At 73.2% G+C, this 17046-nt stretch carries 15 protein-coding genes; 9 read left to right on the top strand and 6 right to left on the bottom strand.

The genetic code is table 11. From position 1 onward, the window contains the following. Positions 1 to 161: 161 nt before the first annotated feature. Positions 162 to 1100 (bottom strand): LAETG motif-containing sortase-dependent surface protein, encoded by a 939-nt coding sequence (locus AOQ53_RS22295; protein WP_059419847.1) that lies wholly within the window; start codon positions 1098 to 1100, stop codon positions 162 to 164. Between the two features lie 318 nt (positions 1101 to 1418). On the opposite strand from AOQ53_RS22295, the gene AOQ53_RS22290 reads away from it, so the two are divergent. Together AOQ53_RS22290 and AOQ53_RS22285 are read left to right on the top strand one after the other, a co-directional pair. After that, positions 1419 to 3080: a glycoside hydrolase family 13 protein gene (locus AOQ53_RS22290; RefSeq protein WP_059419846.1), complete on the top strand. Its 1662-nt coding sequence runs from the start codon at positions 1419 to 1421 to the stop codon at positions 3078 to 3080. 274 nt (positions 3081 to 3354) lie between these two features. Next, a complete protein-coding gene (locus tag AOQ53_RS22285) occupies positions 3355 to 4092 on the top strand; it encodes an Ig-like domain-containing protein (protein WP_059419845.1) in 738 nt (245 codons plus the stop codon). On the opposite strand, the gene AOQ53_RS22280 is transcribed toward AOQ53_RS22285, so the two are convergent. Then, on the bottom strand, positions 4086 to 4574 hold the full coding sequence (locus tag AOQ53_RS22280; protein WP_059419843.1) for a hypothetical protein: 489 nt from the start codon (positions 4572 to 4574) through the stop codon (positions 4086 to 4088). The genes AOQ53_RS22285 and AOQ53_RS22280 overlap by 7 nt on opposite strands. 50 nt (positions 4575 to 4624) lie before the next feature. Next, a complete protein-coding gene (locus AOQ53_RS22275; protein ID WP_059419842.1) occupies positions 4625 to 4999 on the bottom strand; it encodes a DUF6479 family protein in 375 nt (124 codons plus the stop codon). A gap of 126 nt (positions 5000 to 5125) precedes the next feature. On the opposite strand from AOQ53_RS22275, the gene AOQ53_RS22270 reads away from it, so the two are divergent. Both AOQ53_RS22270 and AOQ53_RS22265 read left to right on the top strand, forming a co-directional pair. Beyond that, complete coding sequence (locus tag AOQ53_RS22270) at positions 5126 to 5977, top strand: hypothetical protein (RefSeq protein ID WP_059419841.1); 852 nt, start codon at positions 5126 to 5128, stop codon at positions 5975 to 5977. Positions 5978 to 6110: 133 nt separating this feature from the next. Further along, positions 6111 to 6524 (top strand): DUF5994 family protein, encoded by a 414-nt coding sequence (locus tag AOQ53_RS22265; RefSeq protein WP_059419839.1) that lies wholly within the window; start codon positions 6111 to 6113, stop codon positions 6522 to 6524. A gap of 9 nt (positions 6525 to 6533) precedes the next feature. On the opposite strand, the gene AOQ53_RS22260 is transcribed toward AOQ53_RS22265, so the two are convergent. The 3 genes from AOQ53_RS22260 to AOQ53_RS22250 form a co-directional block, all read right to left on the bottom strand. Next, complete coding sequence (locus tag AOQ53_RS22260; protein WP_059419851.1) at positions 6534 to 6896, bottom strand: DUF1304 domain-containing protein; 363 nt, start codon at positions 6894 to 6896, stop codon at positions 6534 to 6536. A 168-nt stretch (positions 6897 to 7064) separates the two neighbouring features. Then, positions 7065 to 8417 carry a glycoside hydrolase family 43 protein gene (locus AOQ53_RS22255; protein WP_174523330.1) on the bottom strand — a complete coding sequence of 451 codons (1353 nt, stop codon included), beginning with the start codon at positions 8415 to 8417 and terminating at the stop codon, positions 7065 to 7067. Between the two features lie 219 nt (positions 8418 to 8636). Continuing rightward, entirely contained in the window at positions 8637 to 9212 is a 576-nt protein-coding gene (locus tag AOQ53_RS22250; RefSeq protein WP_059419850.1) for a TetR/AcrR family transcriptional regulator, read from the bottom strand. Between the two features lie 74 nt (positions 9213 to 9286). On the opposite strand from AOQ53_RS22250, the gene AOQ53_RS22245 reads away from it, so the two are divergent. The 5 genes from AOQ53_RS22245 to AOQ53_RS22220 form a co-directional block, all read left to right on the top strand. Next, the gene (locus AOQ53_RS22245) at positions 9287 to 11065 is read left to right on the top strand and encodes an ABC transporter ATP-binding protein (protein ID WP_236711755.1); all 1779 of its coding nucleotides are present in this window, start codon (positions 9287 to 9289) and stop codon (positions 11063 to 11065) included. Between the two features lie 181 nt (positions 11066 to 11246). Next, positions 11247 to 12749, top strand: coding sequence for a DUF4401 domain-containing protein (locus tag AOQ53_RS41450; protein ID WP_059419837.1), 1503 nt, complete (start codon positions 11247 to 11249; stop codon positions 12747 to 12749). A gap of 280 nt (positions 12750 to 13029) precedes the next feature. Then, positions 13030 to 14358, top strand: coding sequence for a serine hydrolase domain-containing protein (locus tag AOQ53_RS22230; protein ID WP_059419833.1), 1329 nt, complete (start codon positions 13030 to 13032; stop codon positions 14356 to 14358). Between the two features lie 73 nt (positions 14359 to 14431). Further along, complete coding sequence (locus AOQ53_RS45485; RefSeq protein WP_059419832.1) at positions 14432 to 16321, top strand: glycine-rich protein; 1890 nt, start codon at positions 14432 to 14434, stop codon at positions 16319 to 16321. Between the two features lie 212 nt (positions 16322 to 16533). Beyond that, on the top strand, positions 16534 to 17046 hold a 513-nt coding region (locus AOQ53_RS22220; protein WP_059419831.1), incomplete at its 3' end, for a tellurite resistance TerB family protein.

Raw genomic sequence — 17046 nt, 5'->3', positions numbered from 1 at the left:
GGGGTGCCGCCGCGCCCACCCTCCCCCAAGCTCTCGGCTTCGCTCGAGCAGGGGGACCCCCATCGCCCCGGCGGCACGACTGCCCGCGGCCAAGCGGCTACGTGGCACGACGGGCCGCGGCTGAGCGGGAACGGCGGCCCGTCGTGGGCTGGTTCAGGTGCCTACGCGTTGCGCTTCGCCGCTCGGCGGCGGGTGGTGAAGACGATCGCCGCGCCGCCCGCGAGCAGTGCGGCCGCGCCGATGGCGATCGGGCCCGTGCTGCTGTTGGCGCCCGTTTCGGCGAGGTCGCCACCGCCGCCGTTCGGCTTGGGGGCCGGGGGCGTCGTCGACTCGGACGCGGACGGGGTGGGGGTGTCCGTTTCCGCGGCGGGGGGCGTCGAGGGCTCGGCGGGCTCCGACGGGGTGGCCGGTGGTGTGGTCTGCTCGGCCGGCTCCGAGGGGGTGGCCGGGGGCGTCGAACTCGCCGGAGGCTCCGCCGGCGGGGGCGTCGTCGTGCAGTCCTTCGTGCCGCCGTTCCACGCCGCGATCAGCTTGTCCTTGATGACCGGACGGTCCGGGCCCTTGGGCAGCTCGCCGTGCTCGAAGCCGTCCTTCGCGTCGAGGTCGCCGTCGAACTTCACCGCGCCCCGGTAGAGGTCGATCTGCCCGAAGCAGCCCTTGTCCGGGATGGCGATGTCGAGCGAGTCGGTGCCGCCCGGCTTGACCGTCACCGTGTCGAAGTCGACGAACACCTGCTCGCCGGAGGTCGCGAAGGTCGCGCCGTGCGCGAGGTAGGAGGCCAGGGAGGCCGTGCAGGTCGTCGCGTCACCGGCCGTGCGGACCTTGATGTGGACCTTGCCGTCCTCGGTCGGCTTCAGGTTCTGGTCGTCGACCTTCACCGAGTCGTAGAAGTTCGCGCCGTCGAGCGAGAACTGGCAGCGGTCGGTCCCGGTCTCCGTGCCCGCGCCGGTCCCGGGCTTGTAGGTGCCGCCGGACGACCAGCCGTCCCCGCCGGGCGTACCGGTGGCGAACGCGGTGGTGGCGGATGCGGCGCACAGGGCGAGGGCCGCGGCGCCCGTCCCCAGCAGGCGGCGCGCGGTGACACGTCTCGCTATGGACATAGGGGTATCCCGTTTCTTGGCGTGTGCCGGAACCCGGGTGGCGGCAGGCGGGCAGCGCGCAGCGCGCGGCTGCGGGGGCCGCACCGGGGTGAGCGGTCTGAGAAACACTGGGCTCATTGGTCTCATGAGCCTCAGTGCGCCCCCATCGTGGCCGGGCCGCAGCAGGCTGTCAACCTGCGGGTATACAAAGGAAGTTCCTCCGTCATCACACTTTCATCACAGCGGGAATGGATCACTCCGATCAGCGCGATGGTTCCTTTTTCCGGCATTCTGGACAGATTCAATGCTGTCGCCCGTATGCCCTGCGAAGGAGACCGCGTGACCGATCGCTCCACCCTCGACCTGTCGTCCCGGGACCCCGACTGGTGGCGCCAGGCCGTCGTCTACCAGATCTATCCCCGCAGCTTCGCCGACGCCGACGGCGACGGCCTCGGCGACCTGCGCGGCATCACCCGCCGCCTCACCCACCTCGCCGCCCTGGGCGTGGACGCCCTGTGGCTGAGCCCCTTCTACCCGTCCGAGCTCGCCGACGGCGGCTACGACGTCGCCGACCCCAGGGACGTCGACCCGCGCCTGGGCACGCTCGACGACTTCGACGCCCTGGCCGCCGAGGCCCACCGGCTCGGCCTGAAGGTCATCGTCGACATCGTGCCCAACCACTCCTCGGACCAGCACGTCTGGTTCCAGGAGGCCCTGCGCTCCGGCCCCGGATCCGCGGCCCGCGACCGGTACGTCTTCCGCGACGGCCGCGGCGAGCACGGCGAACTGCCGCCCACCGACTGGCAGTCCGTCTTCGGCGGCAGCGCGTGGAAACGGGTGCCCGACGGCCAGTGGTACCTGCACCTGTTCGCCCCCGAACAGCCCGACCTCAACTGGGAGAACCAGGAGGTCCGCGCCGACTACCGCACCACCCTGCGCTTCTGGTCCGACCGCGGGGTCGACGGCTTCCGGGTCGATGTCGCCCACGCCCTCGTCAAGGACCTGAGCGAACCGCTGCGCGACCTCGGCGCCCCCGAGCTGAGCCGCGAGGAGGCACTCACCGGCATGCCGCCCGGCTCGCACCCGTTCTACGACCGCGACGACGTGCACGAGATCTACCGCGACTGGCGCAAGATCCTGGACGCCTACCGCCCGCCCCGGATGGCCGTCGCCGAGGCATGGGTGCCCGGGGCCCGGCGCGCGCTCTACGCCCGCCCGGACGAGCTCGGCCAGGCCTTCAACTTCGAGTACCTGGAAGCCGGTTGGGACGCGGCCGAGCTGAGGCAGGTCATCACCGACTCGCTCGCCGCCGCCCGGGCGGCGGGCGCCTCGGCCACCTGGGTGCTGTCCAACCACGACGTCGTCCGCCACGCCTCCCGGCTGATGCTCCCGCCCGGCACCGACCTCAACGCCTGGCTGCTCTCCGGCGGTCACGCCCCCGCGGTCGACGAGGAAGCCGGGCAGCGCCGGGCCAGGGCGGCCACCCTGCTGATGCTGGCGCTGCCCGGCTCGGCGTACGTCTACCAGGGCGAGGAGCTCGGCCTGCCCGAGGTCGCCGACCTGCCCACCGAGGTGCTCCAGGACCCGATCTGGGAGCAGACGGGCCACGTCCGCAAGGGTCGCGACGGCTGCCGGGTGCCGCTGCCGTGGACGACGGCCGGACCGTCGTACGGCTTCGGGCCGGGCGGCGCCTGGCTGCCGCAGCCGCCCGGCTTCGCCGCCTACGCCGTCGAGGCGCAGGACGGCGTCGAGGGCTCGACCCTGGAGCTGTACCGCACGGCCCTCAGGCTGCGCCGCAAACTGCTCGACGGCGAGGAGCTGAGCTGGGCGGCGGACGCCCCGGACGGCGTGCTCCAGTTCGACCGCTGCGAGGGCTGGCGCTGCGTGACGAACCTGGCCGCCACGGCGGTCCCGCTGCCCGCCGGCGAGGTGCTGCTGAGCAGCGCCCCACTGGAAGACGGCCGGCTCGGGCCGGACACCACGGTGTGGCTCGGGCGTTAGCCCGGGCCCTTGGCTCACCCCGCCGGGGACGCACGCGGGCGGGGCGAGCGGAGGCGGCTGGGCATGGCCGTCCGGCACCGGCAGGGGAGCCGGACGGCGCTCGGGCCGGCGCGTGCCCTCCGCCGGCAGGCGGCCGCGCGGGGCGTCCCACCGCTGTGCGGGCGCCCGGCGTCCGCCACCCGCACGGCTCAGCAACAGGCGCCACCTGTGGGAGCGCCCCACGAGAATCGCTGGCAGAGTGCCGTCGACGTCCGCACAGGGAGCCCCGCCCGCCATGAACAGGTCCAGGAAGACAGCAGCCGTGGCGGGGGCCGTCATCGCGGGGGTGCTCGCCCTGCCCGGCCCGTCGGCGGCGGCCCGGGACGGCGAGCTGTGGGGTGCCGCGACCATCGCCCCCGGCCGGGAGGGCATCGTCGAGGTCGCGGGCTCCCAGGGGGCGGAGCCGGGCACCACGCTGACGCTGACGGCGCCCCGGGGCACCCGTGTGACGGCCACGCCGCTCCACGCACCCGGCTACCTCGGCCGGGTCGCCGCCGACGGCCGCAGCGGGACGTACACCGTCACCGGCGACGCGGCCGGGCAGGCGTGGCAGGGCCGTACGTTCCCCTTCGTGCTCGCGGTCCCCGCTGACGCCGTGCCCGGTACGCGGCTGCGCGACTGCGTCCTGCGGATCACCGACCCGCACGGCGTACGGCAGGCGGCCGGCCGGTGTGCCGTGACCGTGGGCCTGGCCGGGCCGACGCTGACCCGCCCGCTGTCCGGCGTGCCGCTGGACGCCCGGCCGCAGATCGCCGGTACGGCGCACCCGGGTGCCCGGATCACCGTCCGCGACAAGGACGACCGGGAGGCCTGTGCGACCACCGCCGCCCCCGACGGCACCTGGGCCTGCACCCCGGGCCCGGCGCTCCCGGCGGGCGTCAACCGTCTCCAGGCGGTCGCCCACCTGAACGGGGTGAGCGCCATGAGCGAGCAGATCGACATCTCGGTCGCGGACGCCGGCGCCGGTCAGTAGCGCACGGCCCGGGCGACCTCGGCCCGGACCTCGCCGGACAGGTCGTGGGTGCTGCGGGCGGTGGCCGTGGCGGAGTCGCCGGCCTGCACATGGTCCACCGTGACGATGACCGTGTCGATCAGCCGCCCCTCGGCGTCGGTGAAGTCGACCTGGACGGCGAAGGACCTGGCCGAGTCGTCGGTGTTGTCGACGGTGACCTCGGCCCGGGCCCGGTCGTCGGAGCCGACGGTGGGCGCGCCGACCTTCACATCGCCCTTGACGTCGATGCCGCCCCGGATGTCGTCGAGCCGGCGTCCGGCCTCCGCCGTGGCCGACTCCACGGCCTCGGAGGCCTGCGAGGCGATCGACCCGACCGCGGACTCCGCCTCGCGGGCGGCGTCCGCGGGGCTGTCGCCGCCGCAACCGGTGAGCACGGCGGACAGGGCCAGCGCCAGCGCCGCCCCGCCCGTCGCCCAGCGCGTCCGGTGGCGTGCAACAGCCATGCCGTCTCCCTGGTCCTTCGGAGGTCTTACGGCCTCACGGCGTCACGGCCTCACGTGTGTCCGAGGCCGCCACCGCCGAAGGATCCGCTGGATCCGGGCAGCCAGCGGCGGGGCTTCTGGTCCTTGCCCGTCCTGGTGCTCGCGTGGTGCAGCTCATGGGGCAGCAGCCGCCTGCCGTCGCGCGCCACGACCGGCATCTCGTCGGGCTCCCGCATCTCCCGCATCTCACGGACCGGCCCGCCGTCCGGGAGGTGCGGCTGCTCCTCGGGAGCGGGATGGTGCGTGTCCTTGTCCATGACCCGCATCCCGACCCGCACGGCCCAGATCAGCGCGAGGGCGATGACCGCCCCGCCGATGAAGGCGATGGTCACGGCGACCGCGTGATCTGAGGACGCCGCCAGCAGTTCATACGTTGCCGTATTCATGCTCCGATTATCGCCGACGTAATGCGATAAAGCGCCCGCAATGTCCATAGCGGGCGGGCAACCTCCCCGGCGCCTGCGACGACCTGACGGTGATACTCCGTCCCCCCCCACACGAGGGAGATCACCATGCGCAGACACCTCGCACGGCTGCTCACCGTGCTCGCCGTGCTGGCGGCGGTGTTCGCCACCCCCGGCATGGCGAGCGGCAGGGCGCAGGCCGCCGACGAGTGGAATCCGCCCGCGCACCTCGTCCAGCCCCTGAACGAGGTGTGGAACCACGTCGAGTCGACCTACGGCAACCTCTACGGCTTCCGCAACTACGGCTGGGACCAGATCATGGCCAACCGTGGAAGCGTCAACTACTGCGTCCGCTGGGAGTCCGACGCCCCGGTCAGCGCCGCCCTGCGCGACCGGATCCACGCCGCCCTGAAGAAGCAGTTCGGCAAGTGGATGGCGGCCATGACGGAGAACGGCAGGGGGCACAACGCCTGGCCGTACACCGATGTCCCCGTCAACATCGTCGGCTGGGCGGTGAAGAACCGCTCCACCCTCCAGTGGACCGACAACTCCGTCGACGTCCACACCGGCGTCCTCGACAGCGGCGGCGCCCCGCAGTGCGCCCCGGACTGCGGCCGCTTCTTCCACCAGGACGGCAACTACTCGAAGTGCCCGGGCGGCGCCGCCCGCCACTACGACCAGTCGCTGTGGCTGACCAAGGGTTTCGGGGGCGGCGCGGGCGGTGACTGGGGCCAGCGCATGGGCCAGGAGTACTTCACCGGCGCCCTGAACCAGGAGAACATCCACATCTACCTGCACGAGGTCGGCCACACCTTCGGCCTCGACGACTTCTACGACTGGTCGCCGACCGGCCAGTGCTGCTTCCTGATGAAGGCGGGCAGCGCCACGCAGATCACCGAGTTCGACAAGTGGATGCTGCGTGACTTCTGGCGCCACCTGAAGAGCCGCTACGGCCTCTGAGCGACGCCGGGCGGTGCGGGCGGCCCCGGCTCCCGTGCCGCTCTGCGGCGTACGGTGGAAGGACCGGGGGTATTCCGCAACCGGTGGCCGACGGTCTCCTGGCCACGCTCCCCCGTTCGCAGCAGGAGTCCTGATGACGTCCGCATCCTCGCCCTCGCCGCCCTTCCCGGCACCCTCCGAGGTCCGGTTGAGGCTCGCGGTCCAGCCGCGCCTCGGCCGCACCGCCCGCCGTATCGACGGGGCGTGGTGGCCCCGGTCCTACGACCTGGCCGCCGAACTGCCCGGGCTGCTGGCCGTACTGCCGCGCTCGTGGGGCCGCATCAGCAGCGTCCTGGTCCACGGGGACACCTGGCTCGACTGCCCGGAGCACCTGGACGTCGCCGGCCAGGAGGTCCACGTGGGCCGCAGGGACTCGCCGACCACCCCGGACACCGTCTGCCTGCTCGCGCCCGGCCGGGGCCGCTGGGACCTGCTGGTGGTGCCGCCCGCGACGCCGGAGGCGGAGGCGGTCGGCCTCATGGAGCGGGCCGTCACAGAGGGCGAATGACGCCGTGCCCTAGCGCGCGAGCAGCACCAGCGCCAGGGCGACCAGCGCCGGGACGGTCTGGACGAAGAGGATCTTCCGGCTGGCGGTGGCCGCCCCGTACACCCCGGCGACCGCGACGCACACCAGGAAGAACACCGAGACCTGGAAGCCCACCGGGTCGGACGCCACCGCGCCCCAGAGCAGGCCGGCGGCGAGGAAGCCGTTGTAGAGGCCCTGGTTGGCGGCCAGGGCCTTCGTCCCGGCCGCGAACTCGGCGCTGGTGCCGAAGGCGGCGCGGGCCCGCGGAGTGGTCCACAGGAACATCTCCAGCACCAGGATGTAGGCGTGGAGGGCGGCGAGGGCCAGCACCGCGACGGTGGCGAGGGTCGACATGGGCCGCATCATCGCAGGCTCCCCCGGCCGTCCTCGTTCGGGCCTCCCCGGGAGGCGGCGCGGGGCGCCGGGTGGGAGATTGCGGGCAGTGGAAGGCCGGGCCGGGCCGTCGCGTCCCCGCGTGTGCCGCTCGGGAGCCCGGCCCGGCCTTCCCGCCCCGGCGGCGGGTCAGTAGCCGATCCGGAACGTCGCGTCCGCCCGGTCCGTGGCGGTGGAGACCGGGTCGACGCGCAGGGCGTAGCCGGAGTGGCGGATGTAGCGCGTCGGGTGGTTGTGCGAGCGGAACGACGTCCAGGTGGAGTCCGCGAGCCCGGGGACCTTGTGGAACGTGGCGTCCTGGACGAACGCGGACGTGCCGTCGTTGGGGTCCAGCCGCAGCGCGTAGCTGTAGTGCCGCAGGTACCGGTTCGGGTAGTTGACCGACTGGAACGACACCCCGGACGCGTCGGCGAGGCCGGGGACGAGCTTCCACTGGGCGTCGGTGTACGGGTCGAAGGGGTAGGGGTCGATCCGGCCGGCGAAATCGGCGTGGCGGACGTAGCGGTCCGGGTGGTTGTACGACTTGAGCCGGTTCCAGGCGGGGGCTCCCCAGTGGGCGAGGAGGTTGTCGTACTGCGTGCCCGTGAGCGGCGCGATGCTGCCGTGCTTGGAGTTCACCGGCTGGGTGTAGCGGCGCTGGTCGACCGGCGTCCAGGTGCCGGAGGCCAGGTCGGTGGTCTGCCAGGCGTAGAAGACGCCGTTGGGCGTGTAGGTGTCGCCCCAGAGGTACCAGGTGTTCGACGACGACGACTTGACCAGGATCGGTGCCTCGGTGCCGCCGTGGGCCACCGGCGTGCTGAAGCGCTGCCAGCTGCCCGGGGCGAGGGTGGCGGACCGGGCGCCGACCAGGGTCTGCTTCGAGCTGTCCTTGAAGTACATGTAGTTCGTGCCGCCGACGCCGAGGGCGAAGCTGCCGTCGATCACGTCGTAGCCCGGGTCGAAGAAGACCTGCGGCGCGGACACCGTGCGGAAGTCGGTCGTGTAGTTGACCATCAGCACGTTGTGGCCGCTGGCGTTCACCGACGAGTAGACGATCCCGTACTGGCCGCGTGCGGCGTCCCAGAAGGCCTCCGGGGCCCAGCTGTGCGTGGTCATGCCGTGCAGCTTGAGCCTGCGGTAGCCGGTGAGGGAGCGCAGGTCGGCCGAGTCCCAGACATGGATGTACTGGCTGTTGTAGCTCCAGTCGGTGCCCTTCAGGTCGGTGGCGAGCACGGCGAACGTGCCGTCCTGCTTGCGCAGCACGAACGGGTCGCGCAGGCCGCCGGCGCCCTGGGTGGGGGTGGCGACCGGCTTGTTCTGGTTGAGCGGCGTCCACTCCAGGCCGTCGAGGCTGACGGCGAGGTGCAGGCCGTAGTCGGTGCCGAGCCCGTTCGGGGACTCGGTGAAGTAGGCCATCACGAACGCCGGCCCCGTCGCCGCGCCGGCCGGACCGGCGCCCAGGGCCAGATCGGCGGTCAGAGCGAGCGGCACGGTCGCGGCCATGCCGAGGACCTGGCGGCGTGAGGGTCTGCGGGGGGTTCTGCCGGGGGTTCTGCGGGGGGTGGTCATGGCGGCTCGGCCTTCCGTCGGGGTACGGAGTGTTCGAAATTGCGAACGTAGTTCGGTAATTCGGCCAGACCGTAGGGCTGGGAGACGGGCGGCGTCAATGAGTCGGACAGGACGAAGAACTCACCGCCGCAGAAGGCGCTGCGGCCTGATCGCCTAGGGCGCGATGGCCTTGCGCAGGGTGTGCAGGCACAGGGTCATGGCGGAGTGCTTGGAGGCGCCGGCGGTGCGAGTGTGTTCCCAGGCCGAGTACAGCAGCGCCCACACCAGATTGCGGACCCACTCCTCGTCCAGCTCGGGGTCGATGCTGCCCTCGGCGTGGCCGCGCCGGACCGTGCGCAGGAAGTGCTGGTCGGCGGCGGTCTCCTCGTCCCAGCCGGACCAGTTCGCCAGCTGCGGTGTCTCGAACATCAGCGTGAGGCCGTCACCGAGCTCGAAGTACTCCTGGCAGAGCCGCTCCAGGGCCTTGGCGGCCGGGCCGTCGTCGAGCCGGGCACGCTCGGTCGCCGCCGCGACCTTCTCCAGGACGTCCGTGCCGATGGCCGCCAGCAGATCGGACCGCTCGGGGAAGTAGCGGTGGACGGTCGTACGTCCCACGCCCGCGGCCGCCGCGACATCGCCGAGCGACGCGGTCGGGTCACCGGCCAGCAGAACGACGGCGGCGTCGACGATGGCGCGCCGAGTGCGGGCGCGGGTGCCGCTCTCCGTCGCCGTGGTCCGGTCCTCACTCATGCGCATACGCTAGCGCTCCTTCCATGATGAAAATGGGTTGACCGTTATGGAACAGCGGTGCTCCACTCGGCATCATGACTGTTCCGGAAGGTACGTCTCGCAAGGTGTCCGTTCCGCGGCTGCGGATCCTCTGGTCGTTCGCCCGCCCCCACAAGCGTGCCCTGGCCCTGGCGCTGGTCCTCGCCCTCGTGGGGTCCGGGATGGGGCTGGCCACGCCGATGGTCACGAAGGGGGTGCTCGACGCGCTCGACGGCTCGGGCTCCCTGCGAGGGCCGATATCGGCCCTGCTGTTGCTGCTGGTGGTGGGCAGCGCCGTCATGTACTGGCAGTGGACGCTGCTCGGCGCGCTGGGGGAGCGCGTGGTGCTCCGGGCCCGCGAGTCGATGGTGCGGCGTTTCCTGCGGGCGACGGTGCCCGCCGTCACCCGGCGCCCGCCCGGCGAACTCGTCACCCGCGTCACCTCCGACACGGTCCTGCTGCACGAGGCCGCCACCGGTGCCCCGGTCGGCCTGATCAACGCCGTGGTCATGCTCCTCGGCACGCTGGTCCTCATGGCCGTCCTCGACCTGGTGCTGCTGGGCACGGTCGTGGCGGCCGTGATGGTGGTCGGCGTCCTGTTCGCCGTCCTGATGCCCCAGATCGCCACCGCGCAGCAGCGCGCCCAGGACCACCTGGGGCGGCTCGGCGGCAACCTGGAGGGCGCCCTGCGCGCGATCCGGACGGTGAAGGCCGGCCGGGCCGAGGACCGCACGGCCGAGCGCATCGTCGCCGACGCGCGCACCTCCGCCGAGCACGGCATCCGCGCGGTCCGCCGCGAGGCCCTGGCCTGGACGATCTCGGCGGCCGGCATCCAGCTCGCGATCATCCTGGTCCTGGGCGTGGGCGCCTGGCGGGTCTCCGAGGGGGCGCTGGAGGTCTCCAGCCTCATCGCGTTCCTGCTCTACTCGTTCGGGCTGATGGACCCGATCAGCGAGCTCAGCCAGAACGTCACCGCGCTCCAGTCGGGGATCGCCGCGGCGGAACGGATCCGGGAGACCGACGATCTCCAGACGGAGGAGGCGGAGCGGTTCGTGGGGGACGTCCCTGTGAGGGAGGCCGTCCTACCGGACATGCCCGTGCTGGAACTGAGGGACGTCACCGCGGCCTACGGCCCCGACGCCGAACCGGCGGTGCGCGGCGTCGGGCTGGTGATCCCCCGGCGCGGGCACACCGCGATCGTCGGCCCCTCGGGCGCGGGCAAGACGACCCTGTTCTCCCTGGTGCTGCGTTTCCTGGAACCGACCGGCGGTGAACTGCTCCTGGACGGCCGCCCGTACCGCGACCTCACGCACGACGAGATCCGGTCGCGCCTGGCGTACGTCGAACAGGACACCCCGATCGTGCCCGGGACGATCCGCGACAACCTGCTGCTCGCCCGCCCCGACGCGACGGACGCGGAACTGCGCCGGGTCCTGCGCGAGGTGCGGCTGGCCGAGAAGGTCGACGCCCTGGACGAGGGACTCGACACGCCCCTGTCCGGCACGGCCGTCTCGGGCGGAGAGCGGCAGCGCATCGCGCTGGCCCGGGCCCTGTTGCGCACCCCGGACGTGCTGCTCCTGGACGAGGCGACGGCCCAGCTCGACGGGCTGACCGAGGCCGCCGTCCAGGAGTGCGTCCGCGCCCGCGCGGCTTCCGGGGCCGTCGTGACGATCGCGCACCGGCTGTCCACCGTGATCGACGCGGACACCATCGTGGTGATGGAGGCGGGGCGGGTCCGCGCCCGGGGCAGCCACGGGGAGCTGCTCGCCACGGACGCGTTGTACCGGGAGCTGGTGGAGGCCCTGCGGATCCCGGCGGACGCGCGGGCGGTGTGACGAGGGGCGTACGGCGAACTCCGGGTCCGCCGTTCGGCCGAGGGATGGGCTCGCGCGGTCGCGAACGGTGGCCGTTCGGCCGAGGTGGCGGGACCGGTCCCGGCAGGAGATTGAGGGTCGGTCCTCGAACCCGTGACAGAGGTGAGGACCCGTCCCTCCGCCCTGTCACAGGAGTACGGCCATGGCCCTTCAGTTCCAGTCCGCGTCGAGCGCGCCGGCGGTCCCCGCCCCGCGCGCGCTCCGTCAGCGGGACGACCTGCGGCGGACTCCGCGCGGAGTGCGCTGGGACGGCCTCTACTGGGCCGGGTCGGCGGTGTTCGCGCTCGTGCTGGCCGCGGTGACGACGCTGCCCGCCCACCGGGTGTGGGGCGTGTGCGCGGCCGTCGGCTATGCAGGGGCGGCCGTTCTGGCAGGCCGCAGTCCGTACGCCTGGGGCCGGGCGAGCGCGCTCGCGGCGGTCGCGGGCTCGGTGCTGCTGCCGCTGGCGGTGCTGATGGTGCTGGGCACGGCCCAGCCGGAGGTCGGCGTCGTCGAGCACTCCGGCAACCTGCTGCTCGCCACCGGCAGCCCCTACGCCCCGCATCCGTCGCTCGTGGACGACTTCAACCCCTACCTGCCGGGCATGGCCCTGCTCGGCCTCCCCCACGCCCTGCTGGGCGACACCCCGCTCACGGACGCCCGGCTGTGGTTCGCGGCGGTGTTCCTGGGAGCGCTGGCAGTGGCGGCCCGTTCCGGGGGCGGCTGGGTGCGCGGGGGCTCGGCGGGCTTGGCGAAGGCGGGGCTGCTGTCGGCCGCCCGGCGTGGTCGTGGGGGCGTCGCTGTCGCTCGCGGGGGCTGGGAGGTGCTGGCGGAGTCAGCGCTGCTGTCGGCCGCCCGGCGTGGTGGCTGGGGCGTCGCCGTCGCCCGTAGCGGCCCGGCGGTCTTGGCCGAGCCATCGCTGCCGGCCGCACATCGGAGCCGCGGGGCCCTTGCCGTCGCCCGCACGAGGCCGACCGCCCCGGCCAACCCCGCGCTGCTGCTGGCCGGTTGTCCGGCCGTCGCCCTGGCGTTGGCGGTGGGTGGGGTCGATCTGCCGGTGATCGGGCTGATGTGTCTGGGGCTGGCCCTGGCGGGGCGGCGTGGCGGGGCCGTGGGCGCGGGGGCGGCGATGGGGGCCGCGGCGGCGCTGAAGTGGACCGCCTGGCCGCTGCTGCCGGTCACGCTGGTGCTGCTCGCGGTGACGGCTGGGCGCCGGGCCGCCGTGCGCGCCGCGGTGACGGCCCTGGCGGTGGCGGCGGCCGGCGTCGTGCCGTTCGCCCTCGTCGATCCGCACGCGTTCGTCGAGCACGTGGTGCTGTTCCCGCTCGGCGCGGCCGGCGCCGGATCGCCGGCGACCAGCCCGCTGCCCGGTCACCTGCTCGCCACCCATGTGCCCGGGGGCCGCGCCATCGCGGTGGCGGCGCTGGCGGCGACCGCCGTCGGAATGGCGGTCTGGCTCCTGGCCCGCCCACCGCGCACGGTCGTCGCCGCGGCCGACCGCGTGGCGCTCGGACTGGCCCTGGCCATGTGCCTGATGCCGGCCACGCGCTTCGGCTACCTCGTCTATCCGCTGGTGCTGGCCGTGTGGGTCCGGCGCGACCGGCTGGCACCCGCCGCGGGGCGCGCACCCTCACGAACCGAAGGAGACACCGGACATGCGGCATGACACGGGAAGCTGGAGCCCGCGGGCCCAGGCGAACAGGCACCTCACCCGGGTCGCCGCCCTGGCCGTGGCCGCGCTGGTCGGGGCCCAGCTCCTCGCCTCGTGCGACACGAACGCACTGACGGCCGACCGGCACGTGAACTCGGTTGAGGACAACGGCGGTTGTGGTCATTTCTGCCATCGATCGGCCGATTGGCGATCATCCCACGGGTGGATGTAAGGCGCATCCGCTTCCCACGAGGATGACCCCGACCTTTTCGAACACCGAGGAAGGGGAAGGCCGTTGCGTATCGCCCGGCTTCTCGGCACCGTCCTGGGCACCACGTTGCTGACGACCACCGTCGTGCTGACCGCACCCGCTCATGCCGGCCCGGCCGCGCCGCACGCGGAACCCGCGGACCGCACGTCGCTCGACAGAACCGCCCTGCGCGACTCGCTGGACGCCATCCACGAGGCGGGCATGTACGGCGTCTTCTCGTCCGTCAGAAACGGCGGCGAGCGGTGGACCGGCGCCTCCGGGGTCGCCGACGTGGAGACCGGACGCCCGGTCACCCCGGGCATGCGGCACCGGGTGGGCAGCATCAGCAAGACCTTCACCTCCGTCGCCCTGCTCCAGCAGGTGGAGCGCGGCCGCATCCGGCTCGACGCACCCATCGGCGACTACCTCCCCGACCTCATACCCGGGGAGCGCGGCCGGCAGATCACCGTCCGCATGCTCCTGAACCACACCAGCCATATCGGCGACTACGTCGTGGGTGCCTTCCCCTCCCTCGCCGAGGGCTCGACCGCCAGCCTCGACGAGGAGCGCTTCCGCTCCATCCGCCCCGGGGAACTCCTCCGGCTGGGCCTCGCGGCGCCCGCCACCGGACGCCCGGGCGAGCTGCCCGGCTCCTACTCCAACACCAACTACGTCATCGCCGGGCTGCTCCTGGAGAAGGTCACCGGCCAGGACGCCGAGAAGCACATCACCCGCAACGTCATCGACCGGGCCGGGCTGCGCCACACGACCTTCCCGCGCACCCCGTACATCAAGGGCCCGCACCCGCGGATGTACGAGTCGTTCTACGGCCTGATCGACCCGCCGCGCGACTACAGCGTCTACGACATGTCCTGGGCGTACACGGCGGGCGCGGTCGTCTCCACCACCGACGACCTGAACCGCTTCTACCGCGCCCTGCTCGGCGGGAAGCTGATCGGCAAGGCCTCCCTGGACGAGATGACCCGCACGGTCCCGGTGAGCGGCCTCGACTACGGCCTCGGCATCTACTCGCTGGAACTGCCCGGCTGCGGCCGCTTCTGGGGCCACGACGGCGCGGTGTTCGGCGCCGGCACGACCGCGCTGTCCAGCCGGGACGGCAAGCGCCAGGTGGCACTCGCGCAGAACCTGATGAAGTACCAGAGTGTCGACGACAACGGCTTCCCGCAGCCGCACGCGATCGACAACGCCCTCTACGGGTACGTCGTCCGCGCCCTCTGCCCGGCCGACTCCGGGTCCGCTCCCGGAGCCGGTTTCGCGAGCCCGGACGCCCGTGGCGGGCTGAACAAGCGGTTGCCCGGAATCGACCATTCTCAGTTGACCAAGGGCCTCAAGTTTGGTCAGCTGTCTCACTAGTTTTGTTCGATTCTGATCGAGCGTCTCATGGCTCCCTGGGGGGGAGCTTGTGACAAGTTGGGGAGTTTCCTTGATGCATCACGATTCCGTCGTGCGGCGCAGCGCCAGATTACGGCGCGGCGCCGCCGCCCTGACGTTCGTGGCGTTGACCGCCGGCACCGCCCTGACGGGCGTACCGGCCGCCACGGCCGCCGGCAGCGCGGCCCTCGCCGGGAAGACCTGCACGCCGACGGAGGGCTTCTCCGGCTGCCGGCTGTTCGATCCGACGGGCGCCCGCGAGGAGTTCCAGGTCCCGGCCGGCGTCACGGCGCTGGACGTGCGGGCCTGGGGCCAGGGCGGCGAAGGCACCCCCTCCGCCAACGGCGGCGCGGGCGGCTACACCGCGGGCACGCTCCGCGTGACGCCCGGGGAGCGGCTTTCGCTCGCGGTCGGCGTCCAGCGCTTCGGTGACGCGCTCGGCGGCGCGGGCGGCGGCAAGCACGCCGCCGTCGGCGGCAACAGCAGCGGCGTCCGCACCAGCGACGGCAAGCCGCTGCTCATCGCCGCCGGTGGTGGCGGCGGTGGTGGCGGCAGCCCGGAGTCCGGCCAGGGCGGCCCCGGTGGCGGCGAGCGCGGCCAGGACGGCACCAAGCCGGAGCGCGGCGGCAAGGGCGCGGCCGGTCCCACCGGCGGCGCGGGCGGCGGCAACGGCTCCTCCGGCGCCGACGCGTCCGCGGGCGGCAAGGGCGGTGCGGGCGGCGCCGGTTCGGGCGGCGAAGGCGGAGGCGGCGGCGCCGGCTACGCGGGCGGCGGCGGTGGCGGCGGCACGGACGAAGCCCGGGGCGTGGCCGGCAGCGGCGCGGGCGGCAGCAGCTACGTCGACCCGGACAGGGTGACCGGCGCCCGGCTGCTCATGGGCGACCGCGTCCAGGCACCGGCCAAGACCGATCCCTTCTGGCAGGCCTCCGGCGAGCCGGTGCGCGGCGGCATCGCCGAGGGCGGCGTCAACTCCGACCGCTCCGGCCACGGGCGGATCGTCTTCCAGTGGAAGACCTCCGCGATCGCGGAGCTGGCCCAGGCCTCCGGAGCCGGCCAGACCGTCCCGCCGGGCGGCGGCGCGGACCCGGTGGCCGTGGTGGCCCGGGACAAGGCCGGCAACCCGGTCGAGAACGCCTCCGTCACCTTCACGGTCGAGGACCCGGACAAGCTCGGCGCCTTCTTCTTCACCAAGGACGGCGCCGACACCACCAAGCTGGCCGTGCCGACCGACGCCCGGGGCCGCGCCCGGTCCGCGCCGCTCCAGGCGGGCAACGACAAGGAAGGCGAGTTCACGGTCCGCGCCGAGGCCGGCGGCGCCTCGACGGTCTTCACCGTGCAGGTGAGGAAGTCGTCCTACACCGTGACCGTCGCGGGCGGTGACGACCAGCGGGCCGAACAGGGCGAGGACTTCGAGGAGGCCCTCCAGGCCCGCGTGGTCGAGTCGGGCGCCACGGCACCGGCCGGCACGGAGGTCGAGTTCCGGGTCGAGGACGACAGCGACGACGCCCCCCGCTTCGAGGACGGCGAGCAGGTCGTCCGCGTCAGGACCGACGACTCGGGCAAGGCCACGGCCCCGACCCTGACCGCCGGTGAGGGCACGGGCACGTACACGGTCGCCGCTTCGGTCGGCGACGCCATGGCCCAGTTCGCGGTCGAGGTCGTCGCCGGTGAGGGGCCCTCGGCGTCCCCGAGCCCCACGACCGACCCGAGCCCCTCGGCCGACCCGAGCCCGTCGCCCAGCACGAGCACCTCGGGCACGACCGGCGGTACCGGCTCCTCGACCACGGGCGGCACGTCGTCGAACCTCGACAGCGGCAGCCTCGCCTCGACCGGCGCCGGCGGCATCGGCCTCCTCCTCGCGGCGGCCGCGGGCCTGGCCACGGTGGGCTTCGCGGCGTTCCGCCTCGCCCCGCGCCTGAAGCCCCGCTCGCGCGACAACACCTGACGCGGCGGCACAGCGCCTGACACCACGTCACCGCGACGACTGCCCGCACCCGCTCACCGGGTGCGGGCAGTCGCCGTTTCGGCCGCCGGAGAAACAGGTGATGAGACAGGTGCGCGTTTTGCGGAACCTTTGCCCGGGGGTCGGGCGTTGGACCAGTGAGCGCGCGGGAGCGGGTTCGCGAGATGACTTCCGACGATTACCGAGGTGACTCAATGGCAGTCTGGGACAAGCTCAAGGACCAGGCCAAGGCTCTCCAGCAGACTCAGGGCGGGCGTGGCGCCAGCGGTGGGCACAGCGGGGGGACGAGGTCCGGCGGTGGCAGCAAGGCCCAGCTGATCGGGGTGCTGAAGACGCAGCTCGGCTCGCTGAAGACCGAGTTGAAGAGCGGTGCCTACCGGGACGCGAGCATGGCGGTGTGCGCGCTGGTCGCGGCGGCCGACGGGCAGGTCGATCCGGCCGAGCGGCAGCAGGTCGAGTCGATGATCCTCAGCAACGACGTGCTCCAGAACTTCCCGCCGGAGCAGCTGCGGCAGCGTTTCAACAAGCATGTCGACCAGCTGACGATGAACTTCCAGCACGGCAAGGCCGAGGCGATGCAGGAGATCGCCAAGGCCGCCAAGAAGCCCACCGAGGCCCGGGCCGTGATCCAGACCGGCATGGTCATCGCCGGTGCCGACGGCCACTTCTCCCAGGCCGAGGCGACCGTCCTGCGCGAGGCCTGCGCG

Source organism: Streptomyces azureus, from assembly GCF_001270025.1.
Taxonomy (GTDB): Bacteria; Actinomycetota; Actinomycetes; order Streptomycetales; family Streptomycetaceae; genus Streptomyces; species Streptomyces azureus.
The sequence above is the reverse complement of the archived record's forward strand: the minus strand, read 5'-3'. Positions and strand labels throughout refer to the sequence as shown.